Source organism: Planomonospora alba (assembly GCF_039534085.1).
Lineage (GTDB): Bacteria > Actinomycetota > Actinomycetes > Streptosporangiales > Streptosporangiaceae > Planomonospora_B > Planomonospora_B alba.
This window is the reverse complement of record NZ_BAAAUT010000013.1, coordinates 67,330-90,074: the sequence shown is the minus strand read 5'-3', so window position 1 is coordinate 90,074 and position 22,745 is coordinate 67,330. Positions and strand designations below refer to the sequence as shown.

General features: G+C 74.5%; 24 protein-coding genes. 14 read left to right on the top strand and 10 right to left on the bottom strand.

Annotated features, from left to right (window positions below; genetic code table 11):
- The first annotated feature begins 105 nt into the window (after nucleotides 1-105).
- The 3 genes from ABD823_RS10210 (at nucleotide 106) to ABD823_RS10200 (ending at nucleotide 1,487) form a co-directional block, all read left to right on the top strand.
- Nucleotides 106-339 carry a hypothetical protein gene (locus ABD823_RS10210; protein ID WP_344858195.1) on the top strand — a complete coding sequence of 78 codons (234 nt, stop codon included), beginning with the start codon at nucleotides 106-108 and terminating at the stop codon, nucleotides 337-339.
- Nucleotides 340-400: 61 nt separating this feature from the next.
- Nucleotides 401-1,021 (top strand): TetR/AcrR family transcriptional regulator, encoded by a 621-nt coding sequence (locus tag ABD823_RS10205; protein ID WP_344858193.1) that lies wholly within the window; start codon nucleotides 401-403, stop codon nucleotides 1,019-1,021.
- Nucleotides 1,022-1,256: 235 nt separating this feature from the next.
- Nucleotides 1,257-1,487, top strand: a complete 231-nt coding sequence (locus ABD823_RS10200) for a DUF3107 domain-containing protein (protein WP_344858191.1) — start codon at nucleotides 1,257-1,259, stop codon at nucleotides 1,485-1,487.
- 37 nt (nucleotides 1,488-1,524) lie between these two features.
- Here ABD823_RS10200 and ABD823_RS10195 read toward each other — a convergent pair whose 3' ends face one another.
- Nucleotides 1,525-2,175, bottom strand: a complete 651-nt coding sequence (locus ABD823_RS10195) for a ferritin-like fold-containing protein (RefSeq protein WP_344858189.1) — start codon at nucleotides 2,173-2,175, stop codon at nucleotides 1,525-1,527.
- A gap of 402 nt (nucleotides 2,176-2,577) precedes the next feature.
- Between ABD823_RS10195 and ABD823_RS10190 the strand changes: the two genes are divergently transcribed.
- The 3 genes from ABD823_RS10190 to ABD823_RS10180 all read left to right on the top strand — a co-directional run bounded on the left by ABD823_RS10190 (nucleotide 2,578) and on the right by ABD823_RS10180 (nucleotide 6,430).
- Nucleotides 2,578-4,383 (top strand): DEAD/DEAH box helicase, encoded by a 1,806-nt coding sequence (locus tag ABD823_RS10190; protein ID WP_425566586.1) that lies wholly within the window; start codon nucleotides 2,578-2,580, stop codon nucleotides 4,381-4,383.
- Nucleotides 4,384-4,480: 97 nt separating this feature from the next.
- Nucleotides 4,481-5,353: an alpha/beta fold hydrolase gene (locus ABD823_RS10185; protein ID WP_344858187.1), complete on the top strand. Its 873-nt coding sequence runs from the start codon at nucleotides 4,481-4,483 to the stop codon at nucleotides 5,351-5,353.
- A gap of 159 nt (nucleotides 5,354-5,512) precedes the next feature.
- A complete protein-coding gene (locus tag ABD823_RS10180; protein WP_344858185.1) occupies nucleotides 5,513-6,430 on the top strand; it encodes an oxygenase MpaB family protein in 918 nt (305 codons plus the stop codon).
- Between the two features lie 29 nt (nucleotides 6,431-6,459).
- Here the strand turns inward: ABD823_RS10180 and ABD823_RS10175 are convergent, their stop codons facing one another.
- From ABD823_RS10175 to ABD823_RS10160, 4 genes are all read right to left on the bottom strand, one after another.
- Complete coding sequence (locus ABD823_RS10175) at nucleotides 6,460-7,362, bottom strand: RecB family exonuclease (protein WP_344858184.1); 903 nt, start codon at nucleotides 7,360-7,362, stop codon at nucleotides 6,460-6,462.
- Between the two features lie 7 nt (nucleotides 7,363-7,369).
- Nucleotides 7,370-8,086 carry an MBL fold metallo-hydrolase gene (locus ABD823_RS10170; RefSeq protein ID WP_344858182.1) on the bottom strand — a complete coding sequence of 239 codons (717 nt, stop codon included), beginning with the start codon at nucleotides 8,084-8,086 and terminating at the stop codon, nucleotides 7,370-7,372.
- Between the two features lie 56 nt (nucleotides 8,087-8,142).
- On the bottom strand, nucleotides 8,143-8,757 hold the full coding sequence (locus tag ABD823_RS10165) for a MarC family protein (protein ID WP_344858180.1): 615 nt from the start codon (nucleotides 8,755-8,757) through the stop codon (nucleotides 8,143-8,145).
- A gap of 248 nt (nucleotides 8,758-9,005) precedes the next feature.
- Entirely contained in the window at nucleotides 9,006-9,647 is a 642-nt protein-coding gene (locus ABD823_RS10160) for a DUF6758 family protein (RefSeq protein ID WP_344858179.1), read from the bottom strand.
- Nucleotides 9,648-9,736: 89 nt separating this feature from the next.
- Between ABD823_RS10160 and ABD823_RS10155 the strand changes: the two genes are divergently transcribed.
- Nucleotides 9,737-10,141 (top strand): NUDIX domain-containing protein, encoded by a 405-nt coding sequence (locus tag ABD823_RS10155; protein WP_344858177.1) that lies wholly within the window; start codon nucleotides 9,737-9,739, stop codon nucleotides 10,139-10,141.
- On the opposite strand, the gene ABD823_RS10150 is transcribed toward ABD823_RS10155, so the two are convergent.
- The gene (locus ABD823_RS10150; RefSeq protein ID WP_344858175.1) at nucleotides 10,104-12,647 is read right to left on the bottom strand and encodes a hypothetical protein; all 2,544 of its coding nucleotides are present in this window, start codon (nucleotides 12,645-12,647) and stop codon (nucleotides 10,104-10,106) included. The genes ABD823_RS10155 and ABD823_RS10150 overlap by 38 nt on opposite strands.
- Nucleotides 12,648-13,849: 1,202 nt before the next feature.
- Between ABD823_RS10150 and ABD823_RS10145 the strand changes: the two genes are divergently transcribed.
- Together ABD823_RS10145 and ABD823_RS10140 are read left to right on the top strand one after the other, a co-directional pair.
- Nucleotides 13,850-14,548, top strand: coding sequence for a hypothetical protein (locus ABD823_RS10145; RefSeq protein WP_344858173.1), 699 nt, complete (start codon nucleotides 13,850-13,852; stop codon nucleotides 14,546-14,548).
- Nucleotides 14,548-15,225, top strand: coding sequence for a DUF6529 family protein (locus tag ABD823_RS10140; protein ID WP_344858171.1), 678 nt, complete (start codon nucleotides 14,548-14,550; stop codon nucleotides 15,223-15,225). Before ABD823_RS10145 ends, ABD823_RS10140 begins: the two co-directional genes overlap by 1 nt.
- 42 nt (nucleotides 15,226-15,267) lie before the next feature.
- On the opposite strand, the gene ABD823_RS10135 is transcribed toward ABD823_RS10140, so the two are convergent.
- On the bottom strand, nucleotides 15,268-16,209 hold the full coding sequence (locus ABD823_RS10135; RefSeq protein ID WP_344858170.1) for an HpcH/HpaI aldolase/citrate lyase family protein: 942 nt from the start codon (nucleotides 16,207-16,209) through the stop codon (nucleotides 15,268-15,270).
- A gap of 158 nt (nucleotides 16,210-16,367) precedes the next feature.
- On the opposite strand from ABD823_RS10135, the gene ABD823_RS10130 reads away from it, so the two are divergent.
- Together ABD823_RS10130 and ABD823_RS10125 are read left to right on the top strand one after the other, a co-directional pair.
- Nucleotides 16,368-16,937 carry a biotin transporter BioY gene (locus ABD823_RS10130; protein ID WP_344858168.1) on the top strand — a complete coding sequence of 190 codons (570 nt, stop codon included), beginning with the start codon at nucleotides 16,368-16,370 and terminating at the stop codon, nucleotides 16,935-16,937.
- A gap of 66 nt (nucleotides 16,938-17,003) precedes the next feature.
- Nucleotides 17,004-17,369, top strand: a complete 366-nt coding sequence (locus ABD823_RS10125) for a hypothetical protein (RefSeq protein WP_344858166.1) — start codon at nucleotides 17,004-17,006, stop codon at nucleotides 17,367-17,369.
- On the opposite strand, the gene ABD823_RS10120 is transcribed toward ABD823_RS10125, so the two are convergent.
- Nucleotides 17,344-18,288, bottom strand: coding sequence for an EamA family transporter (locus tag ABD823_RS10120; protein ID WP_344858164.1), 945 nt, complete (start codon nucleotides 18,286-18,288; stop codon nucleotides 17,344-17,346). The two genes, ABD823_RS10125 and ABD823_RS10120, sit on opposite strands and share 26 nt — an antisense overlap.
- A 129-nt stretch (nucleotides 18,289-18,417) precedes the next feature.
- Between ABD823_RS10120 and ABD823_RS10115 the strand changes: the two genes are divergently transcribed.
- Both ABD823_RS10115 and ABD823_RS10110 read left to right on the top strand, forming a co-directional pair.
- A complete protein-coding gene (locus ABD823_RS10115; RefSeq protein ID WP_344858162.1) occupies nucleotides 18,418-19,653 on the top strand; it encodes a magnesium transporter MgtE N-terminal domain-containing protein in 1,236 nt (411 codons plus the stop codon).
- Complete coding sequence (locus ABD823_RS10110) at nucleotides 19,650-20,147, top strand: DUF1003 domain-containing protein (RefSeq protein WP_344858161.1); 498 nt, start codon at nucleotides 19,650-19,652, stop codon at nucleotides 20,145-20,147. The genes ABD823_RS10115 and ABD823_RS10110 overlap by 4 nt, the downstream gene beginning before the upstream one ends.
- Before the next feature lie 58 nt (nucleotides 20,148-20,205).
- On the opposite strand, the gene ABD823_RS10105 is transcribed toward ABD823_RS10110, so the two are convergent.
- Complete coding sequence (locus tag ABD823_RS10105; protein ID WP_344858159.1) at nucleotides 20,206-20,685, bottom strand: MarR family winged helix-turn-helix transcriptional regulator; 480 nt, start codon at nucleotides 20,683-20,685, stop codon at nucleotides 20,206-20,208.
- Between the two features lie 252 nt (nucleotides 20,686-20,937).
- Here ABD823_RS10105 and ABD823_RS10100 point away from each other — a divergent pair, with 252 nt between their 5' ends.
- Nucleotides 20,938-22,080, top strand: coding sequence for an Mrp/NBP35 family ATP-binding protein (locus tag ABD823_RS10100; protein ID WP_344858157.1), 1,143 nt, complete (start codon nucleotides 20,938-20,940; stop codon nucleotides 22,078-22,080).
- A 228-nt stretch (nucleotides 22,081-22,308) separates the two neighbouring features.
- Here the strand turns inward: ABD823_RS10100 and ABD823_RS10095 are convergent, their stop codons facing one another.
- Nucleotides 22,309-22,680 (bottom strand): sec-independent translocase, encoded by a 372-nt coding sequence (locus ABD823_RS10095; RefSeq protein ID WP_344858156.1) that lies wholly within the window; start codon nucleotides 22,678-22,680, stop codon nucleotides 22,309-22,311.
- Nucleotides 22,681-22,745 lie beyond the last annotated feature (65 nt).

The window sequence follows — 22,745 nt, the reverse complement described above, 5'->3', positions numbered from 1 at the left end:
TACCCGCCGCAGCGGATCCGATGCCCAACCTTGCCGGGCACGGCGGGGACGGCGACGTACGCTGGTGGCGTCCAGTGTTCACCGGGAGGACGGAAGGACGGACCGATGTCGGAGATGGACGTGAACGAGAGCACCCTCGAGGAGATCGACGACACCGTGTCCGAGGAGGCGCCCGTGGAGACGGGCCTCGAGACCCCGGAGGCCGACGCCGCGGAGCAGTACCAGGAGGTGCGCCCCACCAGGCAGAGCTGGCCCGACCGGATCCCCCTCGACGCGAACCCCGCCGACGTCGTGGAGCAGAGCCACGAGGTGGAGCTCGACGAGGATGACTATCGCTGACCTGGTTACTCGCGCGTAGGATGACCCGGAGACCGTAGGAGCATCCCGCAAGGAGACCGCCGTGACCACTACCCCGGACGCCAAGCCCCGGGGCACCCGGCTGCCCCGGATGGCCCGCCGCCGGCAACTGCTCAGCGCGGCGCAGGAAGTCTTCGTGGAGAACGGCTACCACGCGGCCGCGATGGACGAGATCGCCGAGCGGGCCGGTGTCAGCAAGCCGGTGCTCTACCAGCACTTCCCCGGCAAGCAGGAGCTCTACCTGGCGCTGCTCGACCTGCACGTGGACGACATGATCACCCGCTGCCGGGACGCGCTCGCCTCCACCACCGACAACAAGCAGCGCGTCCAGGCGGCGATCGGCGCGTTCTTCGACTTCGTCTCCGAGCAGGGCGAGGCGTTCCGCCTCGTCTTCGAGTCCGATCTGCGCAACGTGGCCCCGGTCCGCCAGCGCATCGAGCGCAACCTCCGCGAGAGCGCCGAGATGATCAGCCAGGTCATCCAGGAGGACACCGGGTGCTCCAGCGACGAGGCCCACCTGCTGGGCGTCGGCCTGGTCGGCATGGCCGAGGTCAGCGCCCGCTACTGGCTCAGCAGCGGGGGGTCCATCCCGAAGGACGCCGCCACCCAGCTCATGGCCCGGCTGGCCTGGCGCGGCATCTCCGGCTTCCCGCGCACGAGCTGACCGGCGGCCTTCCCGCTTCCCGCGCACGAGCCGACCGGCGGCCTTCCCGCTTCCCGCGCACGAGCCGACCGGCGGCCTTCCCGCTTCCCGCGCACGAGCCGACCGGCGGTCCGGCGGCGCCGCGCGGCGCGGCCCGAGCCGTCCGCGGGCCCGGCCCTGTTCGCTTGACGCGATCAACCGGGGCGGCGCACTCCCCGAGGGGCACGATGAAACAGGAGCCCTCGAAGGGAGAACGATGGAAATCAAGATCGGCGTGCGGTCCGTGCACCGCGAGCTCGTGGTGGAGACCGACCTCTCGGCCGAGCAGGTCGAGGAAGAACTCGGCAAGGCCCTCGCCGCCGACCGGGGCGTCTTCTCCATCACCGATGTCAAGGGGCGCCGGGTCCTGGTGCCCATGGCCTCCCTCGGCTTCGTCGAGATCGGCGAGGAGGAGGCCCGGCCCGTCGGCTTCGGCGGCACGCTCTGACCCGGCGCCCGGCACGTGACCCGGGGCCGGCCCCGGGTCACGGCCCCGGCGTCAGCCCCAGGGCCGCCATCCGCCTGCCGTGGGCCTCGGTCAGCCGGGTGAACATCCGGGTGACGTCCTCCCCGTCCGAGCTCACCAGCAGGGCGGCGAGCTCCGGCCGGGCCTCGGCCACCCGCCGGCCCTGGCTCAGCGCCTCGCCGACCATCCGCCTGGCCCACAGCGCCAGGCGCCCGTTCAGCACCGGGTCCTTCTCCAGGGCCGCGCCGACCCGCTCCGCCGCGAACCGGCAGCGCTCCTCGTCGGCCAGCACCTCCTCGACCAGCGCCTGCGTCTCCTCGTCCACGCGGGCCGCCGCCTCCCGGTAGAAGTCGAGCGCGATCCCCGTGCCGACGTACGCCTTCACCAGGGCCTCCATCCAGTCGTTCGGCGCGGTCCGCTCGTGCCAGCCGTCCAGCGCCTCGGTGAAGGGGGCCATCGCCTCCTCCGGGTCGGCCCCGATCGAGACGAGCCGGTCGCGGAGCAGGCGGAAGTGGGCGTACTCGGCCGCCGCGAGGTCGCCGAGCTCGGCCCGGTCGGTGAGCGTCGGCGCGTGGCGCGCGGCGTCCTCGGCGAGACGGAGGAAGGCGGTCAGCTCGGCGTAGGCGAGGACGCCGAGCAGGTCGGCGACGCCGGGGCGGGAATCACTCATGGCGGCAGCCTACGAGCACCCGGGGCCGCCGGTGAACCGGCTCGGCGGCGCCCGGAGCGGCACGTCGTTCACGCGGAATACCGGGAAATCGGTTCCGGGTTGTGGTATCGGGTACACTTCCCTGTGAAAGTGCGACCGCACTGTGTTAATTCAGGAGGCCCATCCTGAACGCCCCCCTGAAATCCGGCGTGACGCCGCAGCGGTCGCTGATGACACGAGAGGGCTGGCCCTTCCGCGAGGACCCGGCACGGGGAGCTTTTCGGCCCGCGGTCCCGGCAGGACTGCCTTCAACGGAGATTTAGGCAGGCCAAGCTGACGACGTTCCGAGACCTCGGAGTCACACCAGAGATCGCTGATGCCCTCGCCACCGAGGGCATCACCACGCCGTTCCCCATCCAGGAGATGGCGCTCCCCCTGGCCCTCGCCGGCCAGGACATCATCGGCCAGGCGCGCACCGGCACCGGCAAGACCTACGCCTTCGGCGTGGCGATGCTGCAGCGGGTCGGCAAGCCCAGGAAGAACCGGAAGAAGCCCCGCGGGCTGATCGTCGTGCCCACCCGCGAGCTGGCCATCCAGGTCACCGAGGACCTGGTGACGGCCGCGGGCAAGCTCGGCTCCCGGATCCTCACCGTGTACGGCGGGCGCGCCTACGAACCCCAGATCGAGGCCCTCAAGCAGGGCGTCGACGTCATCGTCGGCACCCCGGGCCGCCTGCTCGACCTGGTCAAGCAGAAGCACCTGGACCTCTCCCAGATCGCCGTCCTGGTCCTGGACGAGGCCGACCGGATGCTCGACCTGGGCTTCCTCCCCGACATCGAGCGGATCATCAAGCTCGTCCCGGCCGAGCGCCAGACGATGCTGTTCTCCGCCACGCTGCCGGGCGAGATCGTGGCCCTGTCCCGGCGTTACCTCAACCGCCCCACCCATGTGCGGGCCGAGAGCAACGACGCCGAGGCCGAGGCCACCCCGCAGACCACGCAGTTCGTCTGGCGCACGCACCGGATGGACAAGATCGAGATCCTGGCGCGCCTCCTGCAGTGCGAGGGCCGGGGGCTCACGATGGTCTTCTGCGAGACCAAGCGGGCCTGCGACCGGGTCGTGGAGGACCTCAAGGACCGCGGCTTCGCCGCGGCGGCCGTCCACGGCGACCTGGGGCAGGGCCAGCGCGAGCAGGCGCTGCGGGCCTTCCGCAACGGCAAGATCGACGTGCTGGTCGCGACCGACGTCGCGGCGCGCGGCATCGACGTCGAGGACGTGACCCACGTCGTCAACTACGACTGCCCGCAGGACGAGAAGTCGTACGTGCACCGGATCGGCCGCACCGGCCGCGCCGGCCGTACCGGCGTGGCGGTGACCTTCGTGGAGTGGGAGGACCTCACCCGCTGGAAGGTCATCAACAACGCGCTCTCGCTCGACTTCGCCGAGCCGGCCGAGACCTACTCGACCTCTCCGCACATCTACAGCGCCCTGGGCATCCCCGAGGGCACCAAGGGCGTGCTGCCGCGCGCCAACCGCTCCCGGGCCGGTCTGGCCGCCGAGGAGGTCGAGGACCTCGGGGAGACCGGCCGCGTCCGCTCCCGCGGGCGCAAGGACCGTGACGAGGAGCGGGAGGAGCGCAGGGAGCGCCCCGCCCGCACCCGCGAGCGCCGCCGCACCCGCGGTGGCCGGAGCAGCGGCGAGGTCTCCGGGACGGGCGCCGAGACGGCGGCCGGGACGCCGGTGGCCGAGACGCCGGTGACCGGGACGCCGGTGGCCGAGGCTCCCGCGCTCCCCGCCGAGGAGCCGAGGAGCCGCCGCACCCGCTCGCGCGCCGTCCAGGAGCCTCCGGCCCCGGCCGAGGCCGAGGAGCTGCGGAGCCCTGCCGTCGAACTCCCCGAGGTGGAGGCAGATATGGCATCCCATGACGGGCCCGCCCCCCGGCGCGGCCGTGCCCGCGCAGGGCGCACCCCGGAGACCGGTCCCGACCGGCCGGCGGCGGGCGAGGAGGCCGGTGACCTCCGCTGGGACGACGAGTCCGCGGCCGCCCCGCCGCAGCTCCGCCCCCAGCCCGAGAAGATCATTCCGCCGAACCCGTTCACGGTGATCTTCCAGTCGCCGGACCTGGCGACGGACGACGACGAGGTGGCCCCCTCGGCCGCCTCCGAGCGCGTCCAGAACCGCCGCCGCCCCGCCCCCCGGGGCCAGCAGCGGGGACGCCGGGGCAACTAGCCGGCGGTGCGGAGGGGGAGCGTCCCGTGCGTCGCTCCCCCTCCCGCCCGCCGCAACGCGGCCGGACATCCCGGCCGGAGAGGTATCGTGGTCTCACGTGAGTACGCCGCGTTTTCTGACCCTGCCTCCCGGTGTCCGCTCGGTCTCGATCGACACGGCGGTGGGCACGTTCGCCGCGCTGGAGGCGCTGCCCGTCAGCGGTGTGCCCGAGCGCTGGCCCGCCCTGCTGGTCCCCGGCCTCACCGGCAGCAAGGAGGACTTCATCGCCGTCCTCCAGACGCTCGCCCAGGCGGGCCGCCGGGTCATCGCGGTCGACATGCGCGGCCAGTACGAGACGGGCGGCCCGGACGACCCGGCCGCCTACACCTGCGCGGCGCTCGGCAACGACATCGACGTCCTGGCGCAGACGGTCGCCGGAGACGAGCCCCTCCACCTGGTCGGCCACTCCTTCGGCGGGCTGGTCACCCGGGAGGCGGTCATCGACGGCCGCACCAAGTTCGCCTCCTACACGCTGATGAGCTCGGGCCCGGCCGCGATCGTGGGCCCGCGCGCCCGGTTCGGCCGCGCCATGCTCACCGAGCTGCCCGAGCACGGCATGGAGCACCTGTGGCACCAGCGGATGGAGCCGGAGGCCCTGGCCGCGGGGGTGCCCGACGAGATCGTCGCGTTCCTGCGCAAGAGGTTGTTCTCCAACTCGCCGGTGGGCATGGACGTCATGACCCGGCAGGTGCTCTCCGCCCCCGACCGGTGCGACGACCTGGCCCAGGTGGGCGTGGACACGCTGGTCCTGTACGGCGAGCACGACGACGGCTGGCCGCCGGAGATGCAGGCCGAGATGGCCCGCCGGCTGGACGCCGAGTGCGTGGTCGTGCCCGGGGCGGCCCACTCGCCCGCCGTGGAGGCACCGGAGACCACGGCGGCCGCGCTGACCGGCTTCTGGAACTCCGCCGAGGCCCGGCTGCTCAGCTGAGGCCCCGGTTCCGGGTACGCACCACCGGGGCGGCGGCCGGCTCCGGCATCCCCGCGCTCCTGGGAGGGCGTCCGCGGCGCCGGGGCGGACGCCGCCCTCGTCCCCGCCGGGAACCCTTGTTGGACGATCCATCCAATGCTGTGTAATCATCTGCTTACCATGGAGAGCATCGGAGACCTCGTCGTCCAGCCCCCGCACACGTCGACCTGGCTCGTGCACATCGACCGGTCCATGTGGGTCGGCGGCGTCCGCGGCCTCATGCTCCAGGCCCTGCACCCCCTCGCCATGCGCGGCGTCTGGCAGAACTCCACCTTCCGCCAGGACCCGTTCGGGCGGCTCCGCCGTACCGCCGACTTCGTGGGCCGGGTCACCTTCGGCAGCCCCGAGGAGGCCGACGCGATCGGGCGCCGGGTCCGGGGCATCCACCGGAGCCTGCGCATCGACGACCCCGACACCGGGCGGATCCACCGGGTGGACGATCCCGAGCTGCTGCTCTGGGTGCACTGCGCCGAGGTCTCGTCCTACCTGGCCGTGGCGCGGCGGGCGGGTCTCGGGCTCACCGGCCGCCAGGCCGACCGCTACCTCGCCGAGCAGCGCCGGAGCGCGACCTACGTGGGCCTGCACGCCGAGGACGTGCCCGGCTCGCTGGCGGAGATGGACGACTACTTCGCCGGGATGCGTCCCCGGCTGAGGGTCACCCCCGAGGCCGCCGAGACCGTGCGCTTCCTGCTCTGGCCGCGCCTGCCCGCCGAGCTGCGCATGCTCAACCCCGGCAAACCCGCCTACTTCCCGTTCGGCGCGCTGTGCTACTACTCGCTGCCCGACTGGGCCAGACGGATGTACGGCGTGCTGCCCGAGGTGCCGCCCGCCGCGGTGACCGCGGCGCTGAAGGCGTTCCGGCTGGGCGTGAACGCGCTCCCCGAGCCCGTCCACGACCGGGCCTTCACCCCGCGGACCCGCGAGATGCTGGCGGCCTGCCGGGCGCGGCTGGCCGCCGCGGGCTACGACGTGAGCCGGGGGCTCAAGGGGCTGACCGACCCGCGCCGCTGGCCGGCGGGGGCCGTGGAGGCCGCCTGAGAGGGACCGGCGGCCCGGTCCCGTGCCCCTCAGTCGTCGGCCAGACCCTCCCAGGGGAGCTTCCCGGGGGCGGCCGCCCGGCCGTCGGGGCAGTGGCGGCGGAAGTCGCACCACGAGCAGAGCGGGCCGGTCCGCGGCGGGAAGAGCGCGTCGATCTCCGCGGGGACCTCCGGCGGCGCGCCGTCCGCGCTCCGCCCCCTCGACCTGGAACCCCGTCCGGCCGGGCCCGCCCACGCCTCGTGGCGCTCGTCGGCCCGCGCGGCCTCCGCTCCGATCTCCTCCGCCCGGCGCAGGTGCCGTTCCAGGGACTCCTCGGTGTGCTCCCAGCCCGCGACCGAACCGGTCGGCAGGTGGTGGAGTTCGACCCGGCGGCAGGGGCTGTGCATCATCCGCCCGGAGGCGACGGCGTAGACGGCCAGCGCCAGCGAGGAGCGGGCGTCCTCCTCCGACGGCGGGCGGCGGCCGGTCTTGTAGTCGACCACGACCAGCTCCCCGCCCCGCCGGTCGAGCCGGTCGACCCGCCCGGACAGCGCCAGGACGGGGGTGCGGACGGCCACGGTCCGCTCCACGCCGACGGGCTCGTCGTCCGGGTCCAGGGTGGCGACGTAGCCGGCGACCATCGCCCGTGCCCGGTCGAGCCAGGCCGCCGACTGCTCGGCGTCCCGGAACCCGTCCGTGATCCATCCGCCGGCGAGCAGGGCCTCCGCCGTCTGAGGGGTCCGCCGCTCCGGCGGCTCCCGCCACCAGGCCGCCAGCGCGTTGTGCACGCTCACGCCCACGCTGGTGTGCGCCCAGCGCGGTCCCCGCTGCGGCGCCGGCCGGTCGAGGTAGGCGAACCGGTAGCGCCGCGGGCACTCCAGCCAGGTGTTCAGCCGCGACGGCGTGCAGGAGTAGAGCCGGCGCGGCATGCCCTCCAGCGGGAGCTGGTCCATGGGGAGGCTAGTCGCCGTCGATGTTCAGCCGGATGCCGGCCGCGCGCGTCCCGTCGGTCAGCGGGCCCTCGTCCTGCGCGGCGCCGCCACCGCCGGTCAGCGAGCCGGACAGCCAGGCGTCGAACTGCGGCTCCAGCTCGCCGATGGTCGACTCCTCGCCGTGCGCGGGCAGCACGCGGGTGCCGGACTTCAGGGTGAACAGCCGTCCGCCGATCGCGGCGAGCTGATCGGCCAGCGCGGGGTACTCGCCACCGATCTTGCCGGGACCGTCGGCCAGGAGCGTGTTGCCGGTGAAGACCGCGCCGAGGGCCTCGCAGTAGAGCGAGATGCCGCCCAGCGTGGTGCCCGGGGTCGTCACGACCTCCAGCTCCACGTCGGCGACGGCGAACACGCCCTCGTCCTCCAGGTCGATGTCCGGCCAGGTGTCCGGCCAGGTCCGGCGCCACAGCGGCTTGTCCTTGGGATGCATGGCGATCACCGCCTCGTCGCGCGCGGCCACCTCGATGGCCGCACCGACGTGGTCGGGCAGGCCGTGGGTGCAGATGACGGCGAGGATCTCGCGCTCGCCGACCTGCTCCAGGATCCTGTCCGCGTCACGTGCGGCGTCGATGACGATGACCTCCTCATCGTCACCCACGATCCAGGTGTTGTTCTCGACCTTGTGCTCGGTGCCGTCGACGTCGACGACACCCTCGGTCACCACTCGCTCGATACGCGCTGTCACGGTTACGAACTTTACTGCGCACCGGCGGCTCGGCCGAACCCGCTGCGCCGTGCGCGTCAGCCCGCTCCGACGAGCGCGCGCACGGCGGTGATGATGAGCTGTACGGCCAGCGCCGCGAGCAGCAGTCCGGCGATGCGGCCGACGAGCTCGATGCCGTTCTCCTTGATGACCCGGACGATGCCCACCGCGAACCGCATGAACACCCACAGCAGGATGTGCACCGCCCCGATGGCCAGGGCCAGCGCCAGGATGCCGCCGCTCTTGGCCTCCGCCTGCTGGGAGAAGACGATGGTGGCGACGATCGCGCCGGGGCCGGCGAGCAGGGGCGTGCCGAGCGGGACGAGCGCCACGTTCACGTTGGACTTCATCGTGGTGGGCGCCGGCCCGGTCTCACCGGTGAGCAGCTGGAGGGCGACCAGCAGCAGGAGCAGGCCGCCGGCGATCTGCATGGCCGGGACCTCGACGTGCAGGTAGCCGAGGATCGCCTGCCCGAAGACCGCGAAGACGACGATCAGGCAGAACGCGACGATGGGCGCCTGCCAGGCGATCCTCCTGCGCTCGGCCGGGCTGCGGCCGCCGGTGTAGGCGAGGAAGAGCGGGATGGTGCCGGGCGGGTCCATGATGACGAACATCGTGACGAACGCCTCGACGAAGAACTGGATGTCGAACACGTCTCCCCCGGGCCTGGTCGGAGGGGGAGCGTATCCATGCTAGGAGCGCCCGGCCCGCACGGGGCCGCCGGGTGGCCGCGCAGGCCGGGGACGGGCGGCCGCGCAGGCCGGGGACGGGCGGCCGCGCAGGCCGGGGACGGGCGGCCGCGCAGGCCGGAGGACGCGCAGGCCGGGACCGCGCCCCGGCCGGGACCGGCCGTACCCGCCCGGGCGCCCGCGCTCAGGTGCCCGGGATCAAGCGCCCGCGCTCAGGTGCCGGGGCCGCTCAGCCGGGGCGAGAAGGCCCCGAAGGGCAGGTCGAAGACCTGGCCGTCGTCGCGCAGGTCGCGCAGGGAGAGCTCGAAGAGGGCGACCAGGCAACCGGCGTCGGCGGGCCAGACGATGCTCCACAGCCAGTTGCCCATCGCCTCGCCCGCGTAGACCGCCCGGTCCGGGGCGCCGCCCGCGCACCACAGGGCGGCGGGATGGCCGTTCACGTCGATCTTCGCGTGCGGCGGGCCCTCACCGAACCCCTCCCCCGGGTCCGGCCCGGGCAACCCGCCGAACCCCGCGCCGAGCCCCACTCCGGGCTCCTCCGCGATGATCAGCATGTCCGCGGGGCCCTGCGTCACCGAGGGACCGGCCAGCGCGACGACGGTGGCCCTGGTGCCGCTGCGCTCGTCGCCCGCCGTGGCGAACCCGGTGACCAGCCAGCCCGCCGGGAGCGGCCACGGCATCCAGACCGGGACGTGGGCGTCCCGGGCGACGGCCTCCACGGCCGCCTGCGACGGGTGCAACGGCGGCTGCAGGGGCAGCACGTCACCGTGCAGGCCGCATCGCCAGGCGCTCGACCAGACACTCGGCGGATGAAGCGGGCCGAAACAGCGTGGACAGATGGGCGATGCTCTCACGCCTACCCACGGTGCTCTTCCGGTGACGGGTCAGTCAAGAGCGCAGTCCGTTATCCAGCCGTAATCTTGTTCAGGTGCGCGTAAATTGTGTGGGAGCGATCGTCTTCGACCGCTCCCGTCGGTTGCTCCTCGTCCGCCGCGGCCGCCCGCCCGGCGAGGGCCTGTGGTCCCTGCCCGGCGGCCGGGTCGAGCCCGGGGAGTCCGACGCCGAGGCGGTCGCCCGCGAGGTGATGGAGGAGACCGGCCTGGCGGTCTCCGTCGGCCCCCTGGCCGGTACGGTGGACCGCCCGGCCCCGGGGGGCGGCGTCTACGAGATCCGCGACTATCTGGCCGAGGTCACCGGCGGCGTGCTCGCCGCGGGCGACGACGCCGCCGACGCCCGCTGGTTCGCCCCCGAGGAGCTGCCGCGCCTGCCGCTCACCTCCGGCCTGCTGGAGGCGCTCACCGGCTGGGGCGTCATCGGTCCGCCGTCAGGGTCGAGCGCCACAGGGTGAGGTGGTCGGTGTCGTAGGTGGTCGACCGGCCCAGGGCCACCACGCGGTCGCCCGCCACCGCGACGGCGCCGAGCCACTGCACGCCGGTCCCGGCCATCCGCCCCTGGGTGGGGGTGTACCGCTGCCAGGACCGCCCGTCCTCGGAGGTCCACACGGCGCTGTCCTCCCCGCCGGGCTCGCCCTGCCGGCCCACCGCCACCACACCGTCCGGGGCCGCCGCCAGGTCGTACACGGCGGCCGCCCCGTCCGCGGGGAGCCAGGACGTCTCCCACGTCGAGCCGTTGTCGCGGGAGACGGCGCCGAACGCCCGGCGGCCCTGCGGGGTCTGCGCGGTGCCGATGACGACGGCCTGCCCGCCGTACGTGACCACGTGCCGCAGGCCCGCCGAGGTCGCCCCCTCGGGCAGCAGGGGCCCCCGCGCCAGCCAGGTGACCCCGTCGGCCGAGACCCAGACCACGCCGGTCTCGTGCTCCGCCGTGCCGGAGCCGCCGACGGCCATGTAGCCGGACGAGGTGGGCGAGACGTCGTGCAGGCGGACCCCGGCGCCGCCCGCGGGCAGCTTCTCCGCCCGGGTGTAACGCTTGAGGTCGGCGGAGAACCACAGGACCGGGGCGGAGGTGGCGCTGCCGCGCTCCTCCCCGGCCAGGACGTACCCGGACGGCCCGGCCGCGACCGCGTGCGGGGCGAGGAAGTCGCGGCCGTCCCCGGGCTTGAGCGCCCCCTCCACCGGCACCCGGCGCCAGGTCCCGCCGTCGGCGGAGGTGGCCAGCAGCGGCTCGGTCGAGGAGGCACCGCTCATCGTGCCGCCCACCGCGAGCCAGCCCCGCCTGCCGTACGCCACGTCGCCGAGCACCTGCCGGTGCGCGCCGCCGAGGATCTCCGCCGGTTCGCCGGTCCGCCACTGCTCGCCGTCCGGGCTGGTCCAGATCCCGGCGTCGCCCCGGACCGCGCCGACGGCGACGAAACCGCCCTCCCCCGCGGCCACCCGGGCCGTCTCGCGGGCGACCCGGACCAGGCCCTCGATCTCGGCCAGGGGGACCGCCCTCGCCTCGGCCCCCTCGGCCGCCGTGATGAGGACGAGCCGGTTGTCCACGTCGGCGGCGCGCTCGTCGCCGCCGACGACGAGCGTGCCCGTGCCGGAGAGGGCGAGGGCCCGCAGCGCCCCGGGCACCCGGCCGAGGTCCGCCGCCTCGGTCCATCTGCGGCCGTCCACGCTGCGGTGGACGACGTAGCGTTCGAGCCCCGACTCGGTGACCGCGGCCACCCCCTCGGAGGTGGAGGTCAGGCGCCGGACGCCCGCACCCTGCGGGCCCAGCCCGGTGATGGCGCCGCAGCGCTCCCACCGGCCGCCGTCCGCCGAGCAGTGCACGGGCACCTCGCCCTCGGCGTTGCGCTGCAGGATCGGGACCAGGACGAACCCGTTCCGGACCGTGGCGAGCGCGCCCGGCTGCGGGAGGACGTCGTCCAGCGCCACGCCTGAGCGCGACCAGGATCTCCCGCCGTCGCCGGAGCGCAGCACGACCGAGCCGGAGCCGCCCCGGGCCGGGTCGGCCAGCGCCACCACGGCGTCGCCCCGGGCGGCGACCGCCTTGACGCCGCGGACCCGGTCGGGGGCGCCGATGTCATCGGTGTCGATCCGGGTCCAGCTCCGCCCGTCGGGCGAGGTCCAGGCCGCCGCGGCCGGGGAGCCGTCGGCGAGGAGGGTGCTGCCGACCGCGACGAAGCCCGAGGAGGTCCGGGCCAGATCGGCGATCCTGTCCCCGTTCGCGAACGCGGTCAGCGCCTCGCCGTCCAGCGTGTTCCAGCGGTGGCCGTCGACGCTGGTCCACAGGGCCACGGTACGGCCCGCGGCGCCGAGCGGCTCGCTTCCCGCGGCCAGCCACCGGCCGTCGCCGCCGACGACCAGGCCGACCGTGGCCGGCCCGTCCTCCTGGCCGGCGAAGCCGGTCACCTTCCCCAGCCGCCAGGTCGTGCCGCCGTCCGGGGAGACCAGGAACAGCGGCCGGGGGACGGGCCGGGTGGTGTCGCTGCCGACCGCCACCACGGTGGAGCCCGCCGCGGCGACGGCGTTGAGCACCTGGCTGGAGCCGTCGCCGCCGCCGGCGACCGGGGAGACGAAGGTCCCGTCCGCCGGGCGGAACTCGCCGCCGGCCAGGCGCAGCCCCGGGCCGAACGGGTTGCCGGCGACCCAGTGCCACAGCGCCAGGCCTCCGCCGACCGCGGCCGTCAGGACGAGGACGAGGACCATGGGGACCACCAGGGCGCGCGCGCCCCTGCCCCGGCGCGGGGTGGAGCGGCGCACGGCCGAGGGCGCGGCCGAGGGGCGGTGGCGCCCCCCGCCGGGGCCGTGCCTGCGGGGCGGTCCCTGCGCCACCAGGAGGTCCGGCCGGACCGGCCTGCCGCCGGGCGGGCGCCCGACCCGCCGCACCGGCTCGAACTCCTCGGCGCCGCCGTCCCCTCCGCCGGGGTCCGGTCCGTGCCGGACGGCGTCGGCCTCATGCCCCACGGCGTCCGGCTCATGCCCCACGGCGTCCGGCCGTTCCGGCTCCGGTGGCGGCTCGTGCTCGGCGGGGCGGGGCGGCACCGGCTCGGCCTCCCGCTCGTGCCGCAGGAGGTCCGGTCCCGCCGGATCCGGCCCGTGCCGGACGGGATCCGGCCGTTCCGGCTCCGGTGACGGCTCGCGCCCCGTGGGACCGGTCCGCGCGGGACGGTCCGGGGAGCCGGGGACCCGGCGGGGAGGCCCGGACGCCACCAGGAGGTCCGGCCGGACCGGCCTGCGGCGGGGCGGTTCCGGCTCCGGATCGGGCACGGGGGCGGGGGCGGCGCCCGGACCGGGGGCGGCACCCTGATCGGGGCCGGAAGCGGGGCCGGGGCCGGGGGTCTCCCCCGCGGGCACGGGGGCCGCGGCGTAGGGCTGGGCGTAGGGACGGCGCCGTCCGCCCGCCGTACCCGGGGACCGGCCGGGAGCAGGCCCGGCGGCGGACCCTGCGGGCGGCCCGGCAGGCGGCTCCGGCTCCTCCCGGCCCGCGGGGAGCGGGGCCGCGAAAGGCGGCGCGATCCACGGGGAGGAGAGCGGCAGGCCGCGGAGCCGGTCGTCGGAGGGGCCGGGCGGGAAGTGCTGGATCGTCGGCGGGGACGGGGGTCCGGAGGACTCGGCGGATGCGTGGGACCCGGGACGCCCGGGGGACCGCCCCGCGCTCCCGGCGCGCGCCGTACCGCCGGCCGCGCCGCCGTCGTCCGGCGGCCGTTCTCCCGAGCGCGGATCGTGGGGGCCCGAGGCCACGCTCAGCACCTCCTCGCAGGAAGCCTCCGCGTCCGGATCCAGGGATTCCGGACCGTTCCATTCATCTCCAGCGCCTGGCCGCAATTCCCTACGGAAACGGCAGATCGCACGCGACCCTACTCTTACCCAGCCCCACTGAAACGATCACCTCGTCACCGCCCCGGACGGCCCTCTGCCGCGCCCCATCCACAGCAGCACGACGGAGCCGTCCTGGCGATACCTCTCTAGCGAGATTTATCGACTGAGCGCCGGATTTGTCACTGCCATAAATGGCATATCCGATTTCAGCCACTCGCCGGGAGCGGCCGAGCCCGCCCGGGTCCGTGCGGATTCCCGGCCCGTGTGCGGATTACTCCACAGACGGCTCGGGCGGCGGGGTCTTCCATGGAGGGCAGGCAGAAACCCCGACCCAGGGAGCAGCAGACATGAACCGGCTGGGGCCCGTCCTCACACTGGCGGCCGGAGCGGCGACGGCCGCCGTGCTCGGCGTGCTCAGCACCGCCCCGTCCGCGGCTCCGGACGCCCCGGGAGGGCCCTCCGAGGTGGCCCTGGCCACCTCGCAGGCCGCGCCCGCCCCCGCGGAGATCTCGAAGGCCACGGGAACCCCCGGGGCCGCCCGGACGGCCGAGACCACCGGGACCGCCGTCCCCGTCCCGGCCAGAGCCGACTACGCGGGCCGGGTCCGCGGCGACGGCGGGCTCATCGCCGTCTCCGTCCGCGGCGGCAGGGCCGTCGGCTACTTCTGCGACGGCAGGTCCGAGGCCTGGCTGAAAGGCCGGGTGACCGGCGGCACCGTGGCCTTGACCGGGCCCGGCGGCGCCTCCGTCACCGCCAGGCTCGACGGCGGAAAGGCCACCGGGACGCTGGAGCTCGGCTCCCGTGAGTGGCGCTTCACCGCACCGGCCGTCAAGAAGCCCTCCGGCCTCTACCGGGCCACCGCGGTCGTGCGTGGCGCGACCGTCCGGGCCGGATGGATCTACCTGCCCGACGGCAGCCGCGTCGGGCTCACCCTCGTCGACGGCGAGCCGGTCGACGTCGCCGTCCCCGAGCCCGGGGAGAACGCGACGGTCCGCGGCGAGCAGGTCGGCCCCGAGGACGTCGACGAGTTCATTGGAGAGTTCTGATGAGCGGCACCCACGGCACCCACGGTGACCGCGCCGGCCACCGCACCTACCACCCCGCCGACGGCCCCCGCGGCGACCGCGGCCCCGGCCCCGTCCGGGCGGACGGGGCCGGGGTCACGGCCGCCGCGCTCCCGTCCCGGCGCGGTCTCGCGCCGCTGCTCGTCCCGCTCGCGGCGGGCGCCCTGCTCGCCGTCACGCTGGGCGTGTACGGGCGCGTCCACACCCCCACGGGCTACGCGGTCGGCCCCGCCGGGTTCTCCGGCCCGCTGGCCATGAAGTCCTGGCTGACCACCGGCGCCTTCGTCCTCGCCGGCGTGCAGGTCCTGTCCGCGCTGGCGATGTGGGGCCGGATCAGACCGGACGCGCCGTGGACCGGCCCGCGGATCGCCGCCGTGCACCGCTGGTCGGGCCGGGCGGCGTTCCTGCTGACGGTCCCGGTGGCCTTCCACTGCCTGTACGCGCTCGGCGCCTGGTTCGACACGCCCCGCGTGCTGGCCCACTCGCTGCTGGGTTGCTTCTTCTACGGCGTGTTCACCGCGAAGATGCTGGCCCTGCCCCGCCCGGGGCTGCCCGGCTGGAGCCTCCCCCTGCTGGGCGGGTTGGCCTTCACCGCGCTGACCGGGCTCTGGCTGACCTCGTCGGTGTGGTTCTTCACCACGATCGGGGTGCGCCTGTAGGCCCTGCGGCTGCGGGCCCGGCCCGCCGTACCGCCCGCCGCGTCAGACGGAGGGCGGGGTGAAGGCGGAGGTGCGGGACAGCCCGGCCGCGCGGCCCTTGGCCGCCACCACCAGCGCCATCTTCCGGGACGCCTCGTCGATCATCTCGTCGCCCAGCATGACCGCGCCGCGCCGCTCGACCGTCGTGTAGTACTCGTACGCGTCGAGGATGAGCTCGGCGCGGTCGTAGTCCTCCTGGGAGGGCGAGAAGACCTCGTTGGCCGCCTCGATCTGGGTCGGGTGGAGCACCCACTTGCCGTCGAAGCCCAGGGCCGCCGAGCGCGCGGCCACCCGGCGGTAGCCGTCCAGGTCCTTGATGGCGAGGTAGGGGCCGTCGATCGCCTGCAGGTCGTGCGCGCGGGCGGCCATCAGGATGCGCATCAGGATGTAGTGGTAGGCGTCGCCCTCGGTGTAGCCCGGCGGCTGCTCGCCGACCACCAGGGTCCGCATGTTGATCGAGGCCATGAAGTCGGCGGGGCCGAAGACCAGCGTCTCCAGCCGGGGCGAGGCGGCGGCGATCGCGTCGACGTTGACCAGGCCCCTGGCGCTCTCGATCTGCGCCTCGAGGCCGATCCGGCCGACCGGGAGCCCGTTGGCCCTCTCGATCTGGGTCAGCAGGGTGTCCAGCCAGGACACCTGGCCGGCGTCCTCGACCTTGGGCAGCATCAGGCAGTCGAGGGACTCCCCGGCGCCCTCGACGACCTCGATGACGTCGCGGTAGGTCCACTGCGTGGACAGGTCGTTGACCCGGACCACGCGGGTCCGGCCCGACCAGTCGCCCTCGCGCAGCGCGGCCACGACGTTCTTGCGCGCCTCCTCCTTCGCCAGCGGCGCGACGGAGTCCTCCAGGTCGAGGAAGACCTCGTCGGCGGGCAGGCCCTGGGCCTTCTCCAGGAACCGGGGGCTGCTTCCGGGGACCGCGAGGCACGAGCGTCGGGAGCGCATGGCCCCACCGTAGCGGGCGCGCGGCCGGATCCGGCGGACAGGTCCCGCTGTCGTGGCCGCACAAACTCCCACCCCTGTTTCTTGGCGCACCTCTTGTGCGGTTCACGCACCGGATGTCCGAATAATGGGGACCACGCCTCGGTAAAGGGAGACGAACGATGGCACATGCTTCCCCGGCGGCCCGGCCCGCCGTACTGTCCGACCTCATCCCCGGCGCGCGGGTGCGCGACGCCGCGCTCGTCGTCGGCGGCGCCGCCCTGACCGGCCTGGCCGCGCAGCTCACCGTCCCGATGTGGCCGGTCCCGGTCACCGGCCAGACCCTGGCCGTCGTCCTGGTCGGCGCCGCGCTCGGCATGAACCGCGCGGTGCTCAGCATGGCGCTCTACCTGCTCGCGGGCGTCGCGGGCGTGCCGTGGTTCGCCGAGGGCGCCTCCGGCTTCGGCGGCCCCACCTTCGGCTACGTCGTCGGCTTCGTCGCCGCCGCGGCGATCGTCGGCAGGCTCGCCGAGCGCGGCGGCGACCGCACCGCCGCGCGCACGGTCGGCACGATGGTCCTCGGCAACCTGACGATCTACGCCTTCGGCCTGCCGGTCCTGATGGCGACCCTGGGCCTGGGCCTGGGCGAGGCGCTCGCCGCGGGCGTGGTCCCCTTCCTGGTCGGCGACGCGGTCAAGATCGCTTTTGCCGCCGGGCTGCTCCCGGCGGCCTGGCGGCTCGCCCGCCGCTGACCCTCCCCGGTCCCGTACGGCCTGCGCACCGCGGTCTCCGCGGGGCGCAGGCCGTACATTCTTCCCATGAGCGTGATCGAGGAGGGCGCGAAGAAGTCGGGCGTGCTCTGGCTGGAGCTGGACCGGCCCCGGCTCGCCTGGCACGTCTGGCACGACGGCGCCATCTACGTGGTCACCGGCGGCGGCGAGCAGGAGCTGCCCGGGCTCACCGGCGCCGGGCGCGTCGGGGTGACCCTGCGCAGCAAGGACAACGGCGGGCGCCTGGTCTCCTTCGACGCCGACGTCGAGGTGGTGGACCAGGCGCGGGAGGCCGAGGCGGTGGCCGCGCTCGCCAAGGAGCGCCTCAACGCCGCCGACGCCGCGGGCCTGACCGCCCGCTGGGCGGCCGGGTCCCGGGTGGTGCGGCTCACACCGCGACGGCCGGCTCCGTGAGCCCGCCCGCGGGCGCGGGCAGCGCGGCCGTGGCCCGCTGCGCGAGATAGGCGCCGACCAGGACGATGAGGCCGCCGACGATCTGGAAGACGCCCAGGGACTCGCCGAGCAGGACCCAGGCGATCACGGCCCCGGCGATCACCTCCAGCGAGGCGACCGTGGAGCCGACCGCGGCCGACAGGCGGCGCACCGCGGTGACGCCGAGGATGTAGGCGACGACGGTGGCGACCACGATCATCCACAGCGCCGCCACCGCCACCGGCAGGACCGGGGCGCCCTGCGGTTCCACGGCCCGGGTGAACGCCCCCCAGGGGATGTCCCACGGGCGGGAGAGCGGCACCAGCACCGCCGCGGCCCCGAGCAACCCCCAGGCGATGAGGCCCAGCGGGTCGACGTCGTCGCCGAAGCCGTCGCTGAGCAGGAAGTATCCGGCGCAGCAGGCCGCCGCGCCGAAGGCCATCAGCAGGCCGACCGGGTCGAGGCTCAGGCCCGACCAGACCTCCACCACGACGCCGAGCCCGGCCACCGCGACCACGGCCCCGACGAACGCCTCGCGCGGCAGCCGCAGGCGGCGGACGAAGCGGACCCAGAGCACGACGAGCACCGGTGCGGTGAACTCGATCAGCAGGGTGACCCCCACCGGGAGCCGGGTGATCGCCGCGAAGTACAGCGCCTGCACGCCCGCGACCGCGACCACCGCGTAGGCGCCGAAGAACAGCAGCCGGGAGCGCGGGATGCGCAGCGCCCGGGGCCGCACGGCCGCCAGGACGCCGACGAGCAGCAGCCCCGCTCCGGCCATCCGGACCCAGACGGACTCCAGCGGGCTCAGCCCTCCGGCGGCGAGGTACTTGGCCATCGGCCCGGAGAAGGCGAAACACCAGGACGACGCGAACGCGATCAGCAGACCGGCACGCCTCATGCGACACCACCCATGTAACTACCGTTTTGGAGTTTTGATGCTGTCACGGGCAGGGGATAAGGGCAAGGAATGTCCGGCATGTGAGCGTGCCTCGGCCTCCCGCCCCGGGATACGGCCTACGCTTCGAATGTGAGGATCTTCATCGCCCGGCTCGCGGGCACGCCCGTCTTCGACCCGGCCGGGGACCAGATCGGCCGGGTCCGGGACGTGGTGGTGACCGTCGCCGGCTCCCGCCCGCCTCACGTGCACGGCCTCGTGGTGGAGGTGCAGCCCCGCCGCCGGGTCTTCCTGCCGATCACCCGGGTGCTCGACATCGAGGCGGGCGCGCTGGTCTTCAGCGGCCGGCTCAACATGCGCAGGTTCGAGCAGCGGGCCTCGGAGACCCTCGTCATCGGCGAGATGCTCGACCTGGCCGTCGAGGCCGGCGGCGAGCGCATGACGGTGCTGGACCTCGCCATGGAGAAGACCCGCACCTCCGAGTGGCTGGTCACCAAGGTCGCCCTGGCCAAGCCCGCCCCCGCCCTGGGCCTGCGGCGCCGGGGCGCCAGCCGGATCGTGGACTGGCAGGACGTGCGGGGCTTCAGCGCGGTGCAGAAGGACCAGGGCGCGGCCGGCCTGCTGGCCGCCTTCGAGACCATGCGCGCGGCCGACCTGGCCAGCGCCCTGCACACCCTGTCCGACAAGCGGCGCATCGAGGTCGCCTCCGCCCTCGACGACGTACGGCTGGCCGACGTGCTGGAGGAGCTGCCCGAGCGCGACCAGATCGGCATCCTCAGCCGCCTGGACCCGGAGCGGGCCGCCGACGTGCTGGAGGAGATGAACCCCGACGACGCGGCCGACCTGCTCCAGGACCTCGCCCCCGAGCAGGCCGAGGCGCTGATGGCGCTGATGGAGCCGGAGGAGGCGGCGCCGGTCCGCCGGCTGCTGGTCTATCCGGAGAACACCGCCGGCGGCATCATGACCTCCGAGCCGGTGATCCTCCCCCCGACCGCCACCGTCGCCGAAGGGCTGGCCCACATCCGCCAGCGCGACCACATCCCGGCCGTGGCCACGCAGGTCTACGTGACCCGCCCGCCCGTCGAGACGCCGACCGGCCGCTTCCTCGGCCTGGTCCACTTCCAGCGGCTGCTGCGCGAGCCCCCGTCCACCCTGCTCGGCACGGTCATGGACGACTCGCTCGACCCGATCAGACCCGACTTCACCCTGAAACAGGTGACCTCCTACCTGGCCACCTACGACCTGGTGGCGGTGCCCGTGGTGGACGACGCGGGCCGGCTGGTGGGCGCGGTCACCGTCGACGACGTGCTCGACCACCTGCTCCCCGGCGACTGGCGGGAAGACGAGGACAGCGGAGGGAACACGTGACCGAACGGCTCGACCAGCCCAGGGAGCCGGGCCTGCGCCTGCGCCCGCACTACGACCCCGAGGCGTTCGGGCGGCTCTCGGAACGGATCGCCCGTTTCCTCGGCACCGCGCGCTTCATCGTCTACATGACGGTGTTCGTCGCGGTCTGGATCTCGTGGAACATCTTCGCCCCCGAGGGGCTGCGCTTCGACCCCTACCCGTTCATCTTCCTGACGCTCATGCTCTCGCTGCAGGCGTCCTACGCCGCTCCGCTGATCCTGCTCGCGCAGAACCGGCAGGACGACCGGGACCGGATCCAGGGCGAGCAGGACCGCCGGGCCGCCGAGCGCAACCAGGCCGACATCGAGTACCTCACGCGGGAGATCGCGGCCCTGCGCATCGCACTCGGCGAGGTCGCCACGCGCGACTACATCCGCTCGGAGCTCCAGCACCTGGCCGAGGAGCTGCGGGAGTCCTACGAGCCGGTCGCCGCCCGCCCGAAGGGCGGCCGCTGACCCCGCCGCGGGCCCCCTGCGGCCCCGCTGCGGCCCCCTGCGGCTCTGTCGCGGCCCCTCAGTCCTGCCGGTCCGCGTCCTGCGGGAACAGCTTGTGCAGCATGGCCGCGCACTGGCGCAGCTCGTCGGGGTCGAGCACGTCCAGGAACCGGCTGCGGATGCCGCGCAGGTAGGTGGGGGTGGCCTCGGCCAGCCGCCGGGCGCCCGCCTCGGTCAGGACCGCGAACAGGCCGCGCGCGTCACTGGTGCAGGCCTCGCGCTCGACCAGGCCGTCGCGCTGGAGGCGGTCGATGAGCCGGGTCAGGCCGCTGCGCGAGAGCAGCACCCGCTCGGCCAGGTCGTTCATCCGCAGCCGCCGGCCGGGGGACTCCGCCAGCCGCGCGAGCACGTCGTAGGAGGCCAGCGCCAGGTCGTGCTCGACCATCAGATCCGTCTCCAGCAGCCGGGTGATGCGCACCTGGGCACGCTGGAGCATGCGCCAGACCTCCAGCTCCTCCGGGCCGATGGAATCCCTTGACTCGCCCGCCGTCAGCGTCACGGAGTAACCTTAGAACGTTGCATGCGCATCTACATAGCGAATTGTCCGGATCGTACGGCGGGGTGCCCGCGCAGCGCCCGGCACGGCGGGTAACAAGACGTCAAAGGCGCTTCCGCCGCTCCCTGATCCCGGAATTCTTCGCACCCCCCCTGGGTTCATACGATGAACCCGTCCGCGAACGCCTGGACGACACAGAGACAAGGAGGGACGGCATCCCCCGTCGCCCTCACGGTGGCGGCAGCCGACACTTCGATGGCACCTACCCCGGAACTCGTGACGGCCGCGCTGGCCACCGTCAACGACCCTGAGATCCGCCGGCCGATCACCGAGCTCGGCATGGTCAAGAACGTCGACATCTCCCCCGACGGGGCGGTCCGCGTCGGCATCCTCCTCACCGTGGCCGGCTGTCCCCTCAAGGACACCATCACCCGCGACGTCACCGCCGCGGTCTCGCGCGTCGACGGGGTGACCGGCGTCCAGGTCGAGATGGACGTGATGAGCCCCGAGCAGCGCAAGGAGCTGCAGACCAGGCTCCGCGGCGACCGGGGCCCGGAGAAGGAGATCCCCTTCGCCAAGCCCGGCTCGCTGACCCGCGTCTTCGCCGTCGCCTCCGGCAAGGGCGGCGTCGGCAAGTCCTCCGTCACCGTGAACCTCGCCGCCGCCATGGCCGCGAACGGTCTCAAGGTCGGCGTGGTGGACGCCGACATCTACGGCCACAGCGTGCCCCGCATGCTCGGCGCCACCGAGCGGCCCACCAAGGTCGAAGACATGATCATGCCGCCGGTGGCGCACGACATCAAGGTCATCTCGGTCGGCATGTTCAAGCCGGAGGGCAACACCCCGGTCGTGTGGCGCGGGCCGATGCTGGACCGGGCCCTCCACCAGTTCCTCGCCGACGTCTACTGGGGCGACCTCGACGTCCTGCTGATGGACCTGCCCCCGGGCACCGGCGACATCGCCATCTCGGTGGCCCAGCGCCTGCCCTCCGCCGAGATCCTCGTGGTGACCACACCGCAGCAGGCCGCCGCCGAGGTGGCGGAGCGGGCCGGATCGATCGCCGCGCAGACCCACCAGCAGATCGCCGGCGTCATCGAGAACATGTCCTGGCTGCCCTGCCCGCACTGCGACGAGCGGATCTCGGTGTTCGGCGAGGGCGGCGGCCAGACCGTGGCCGACGCGCTCACCCGCACCCTCGGCGCCCGCGTCCCGCTGCTCGGGCAGGTCCCGATCGACATGCGGCTGCGCGAGGGCGGGGACGAGGGCAAGCCTCTCGTGCTCTCCGACCCCGACTCCCCGGCCGCGGCCGAGCTGATCCGCATCGCCGGCGGGCTGAGCAAGAAGCCGACCAGTCTCAAGGGCCTCCAGCTCGGCATCTCCCCCACCCGGGGCCGCTGAGCCCGCGGCGGTCCGGACCCCGTGCCGGGTCGGGGCCGTACGGCGGACGCCGGAAGGCGCCCCCTCTCCTGGGAGAGGGGGCGCCTTCCGCGTTCTCGCCGCCCGCCGACCGGGCCCGCCGCGCCGCGCGTTCTCGCCGCCCGCCGGCCACCGGCCGGGCCGGCCGTGCCGGTCAGGTCGGCCGGGCACCGCCGGGAGCCCGGGCCCCGCGCCGGGACCGGCGCCTCGTCAGGTGGCCTCCCGGTCGTACGGCGGGATCTCGCCGTAACCGAGCTCGTCGGCCGCCTCCGCCGCGTAGGACGACGGAACGGCCGGGCCGGTCAGCGCGGCGGCCGACTTGGCGCCGTCCCACTCCTCCTCCAGGTCGGCCGTGAGGTGCTTGCGGACGAAGTTCTTCGGGTTGAGGTCCGCCGGGTCGAAGTCGGCGAACTCCGGCCCCAGCCCCGACCGCAGGTCCTCCTTCGCGTTGTTGGCCATCCGCCGCAGGTTGCGCAGCGTCCTGCCCGCCTGCGCGGCGGCCTGGGGCAGCTTCTCCGGGCCGAAGACGAGCAGGGCGATGACCACCAGCGCCGCGACCTCAAACCACCCGAGTCCGAACACGGTGATCTCCTAGCGGCTCAGCGCGCGGGGGCGCCCGGCGCGCGCCGCCCGGCTCGGGCACGGCT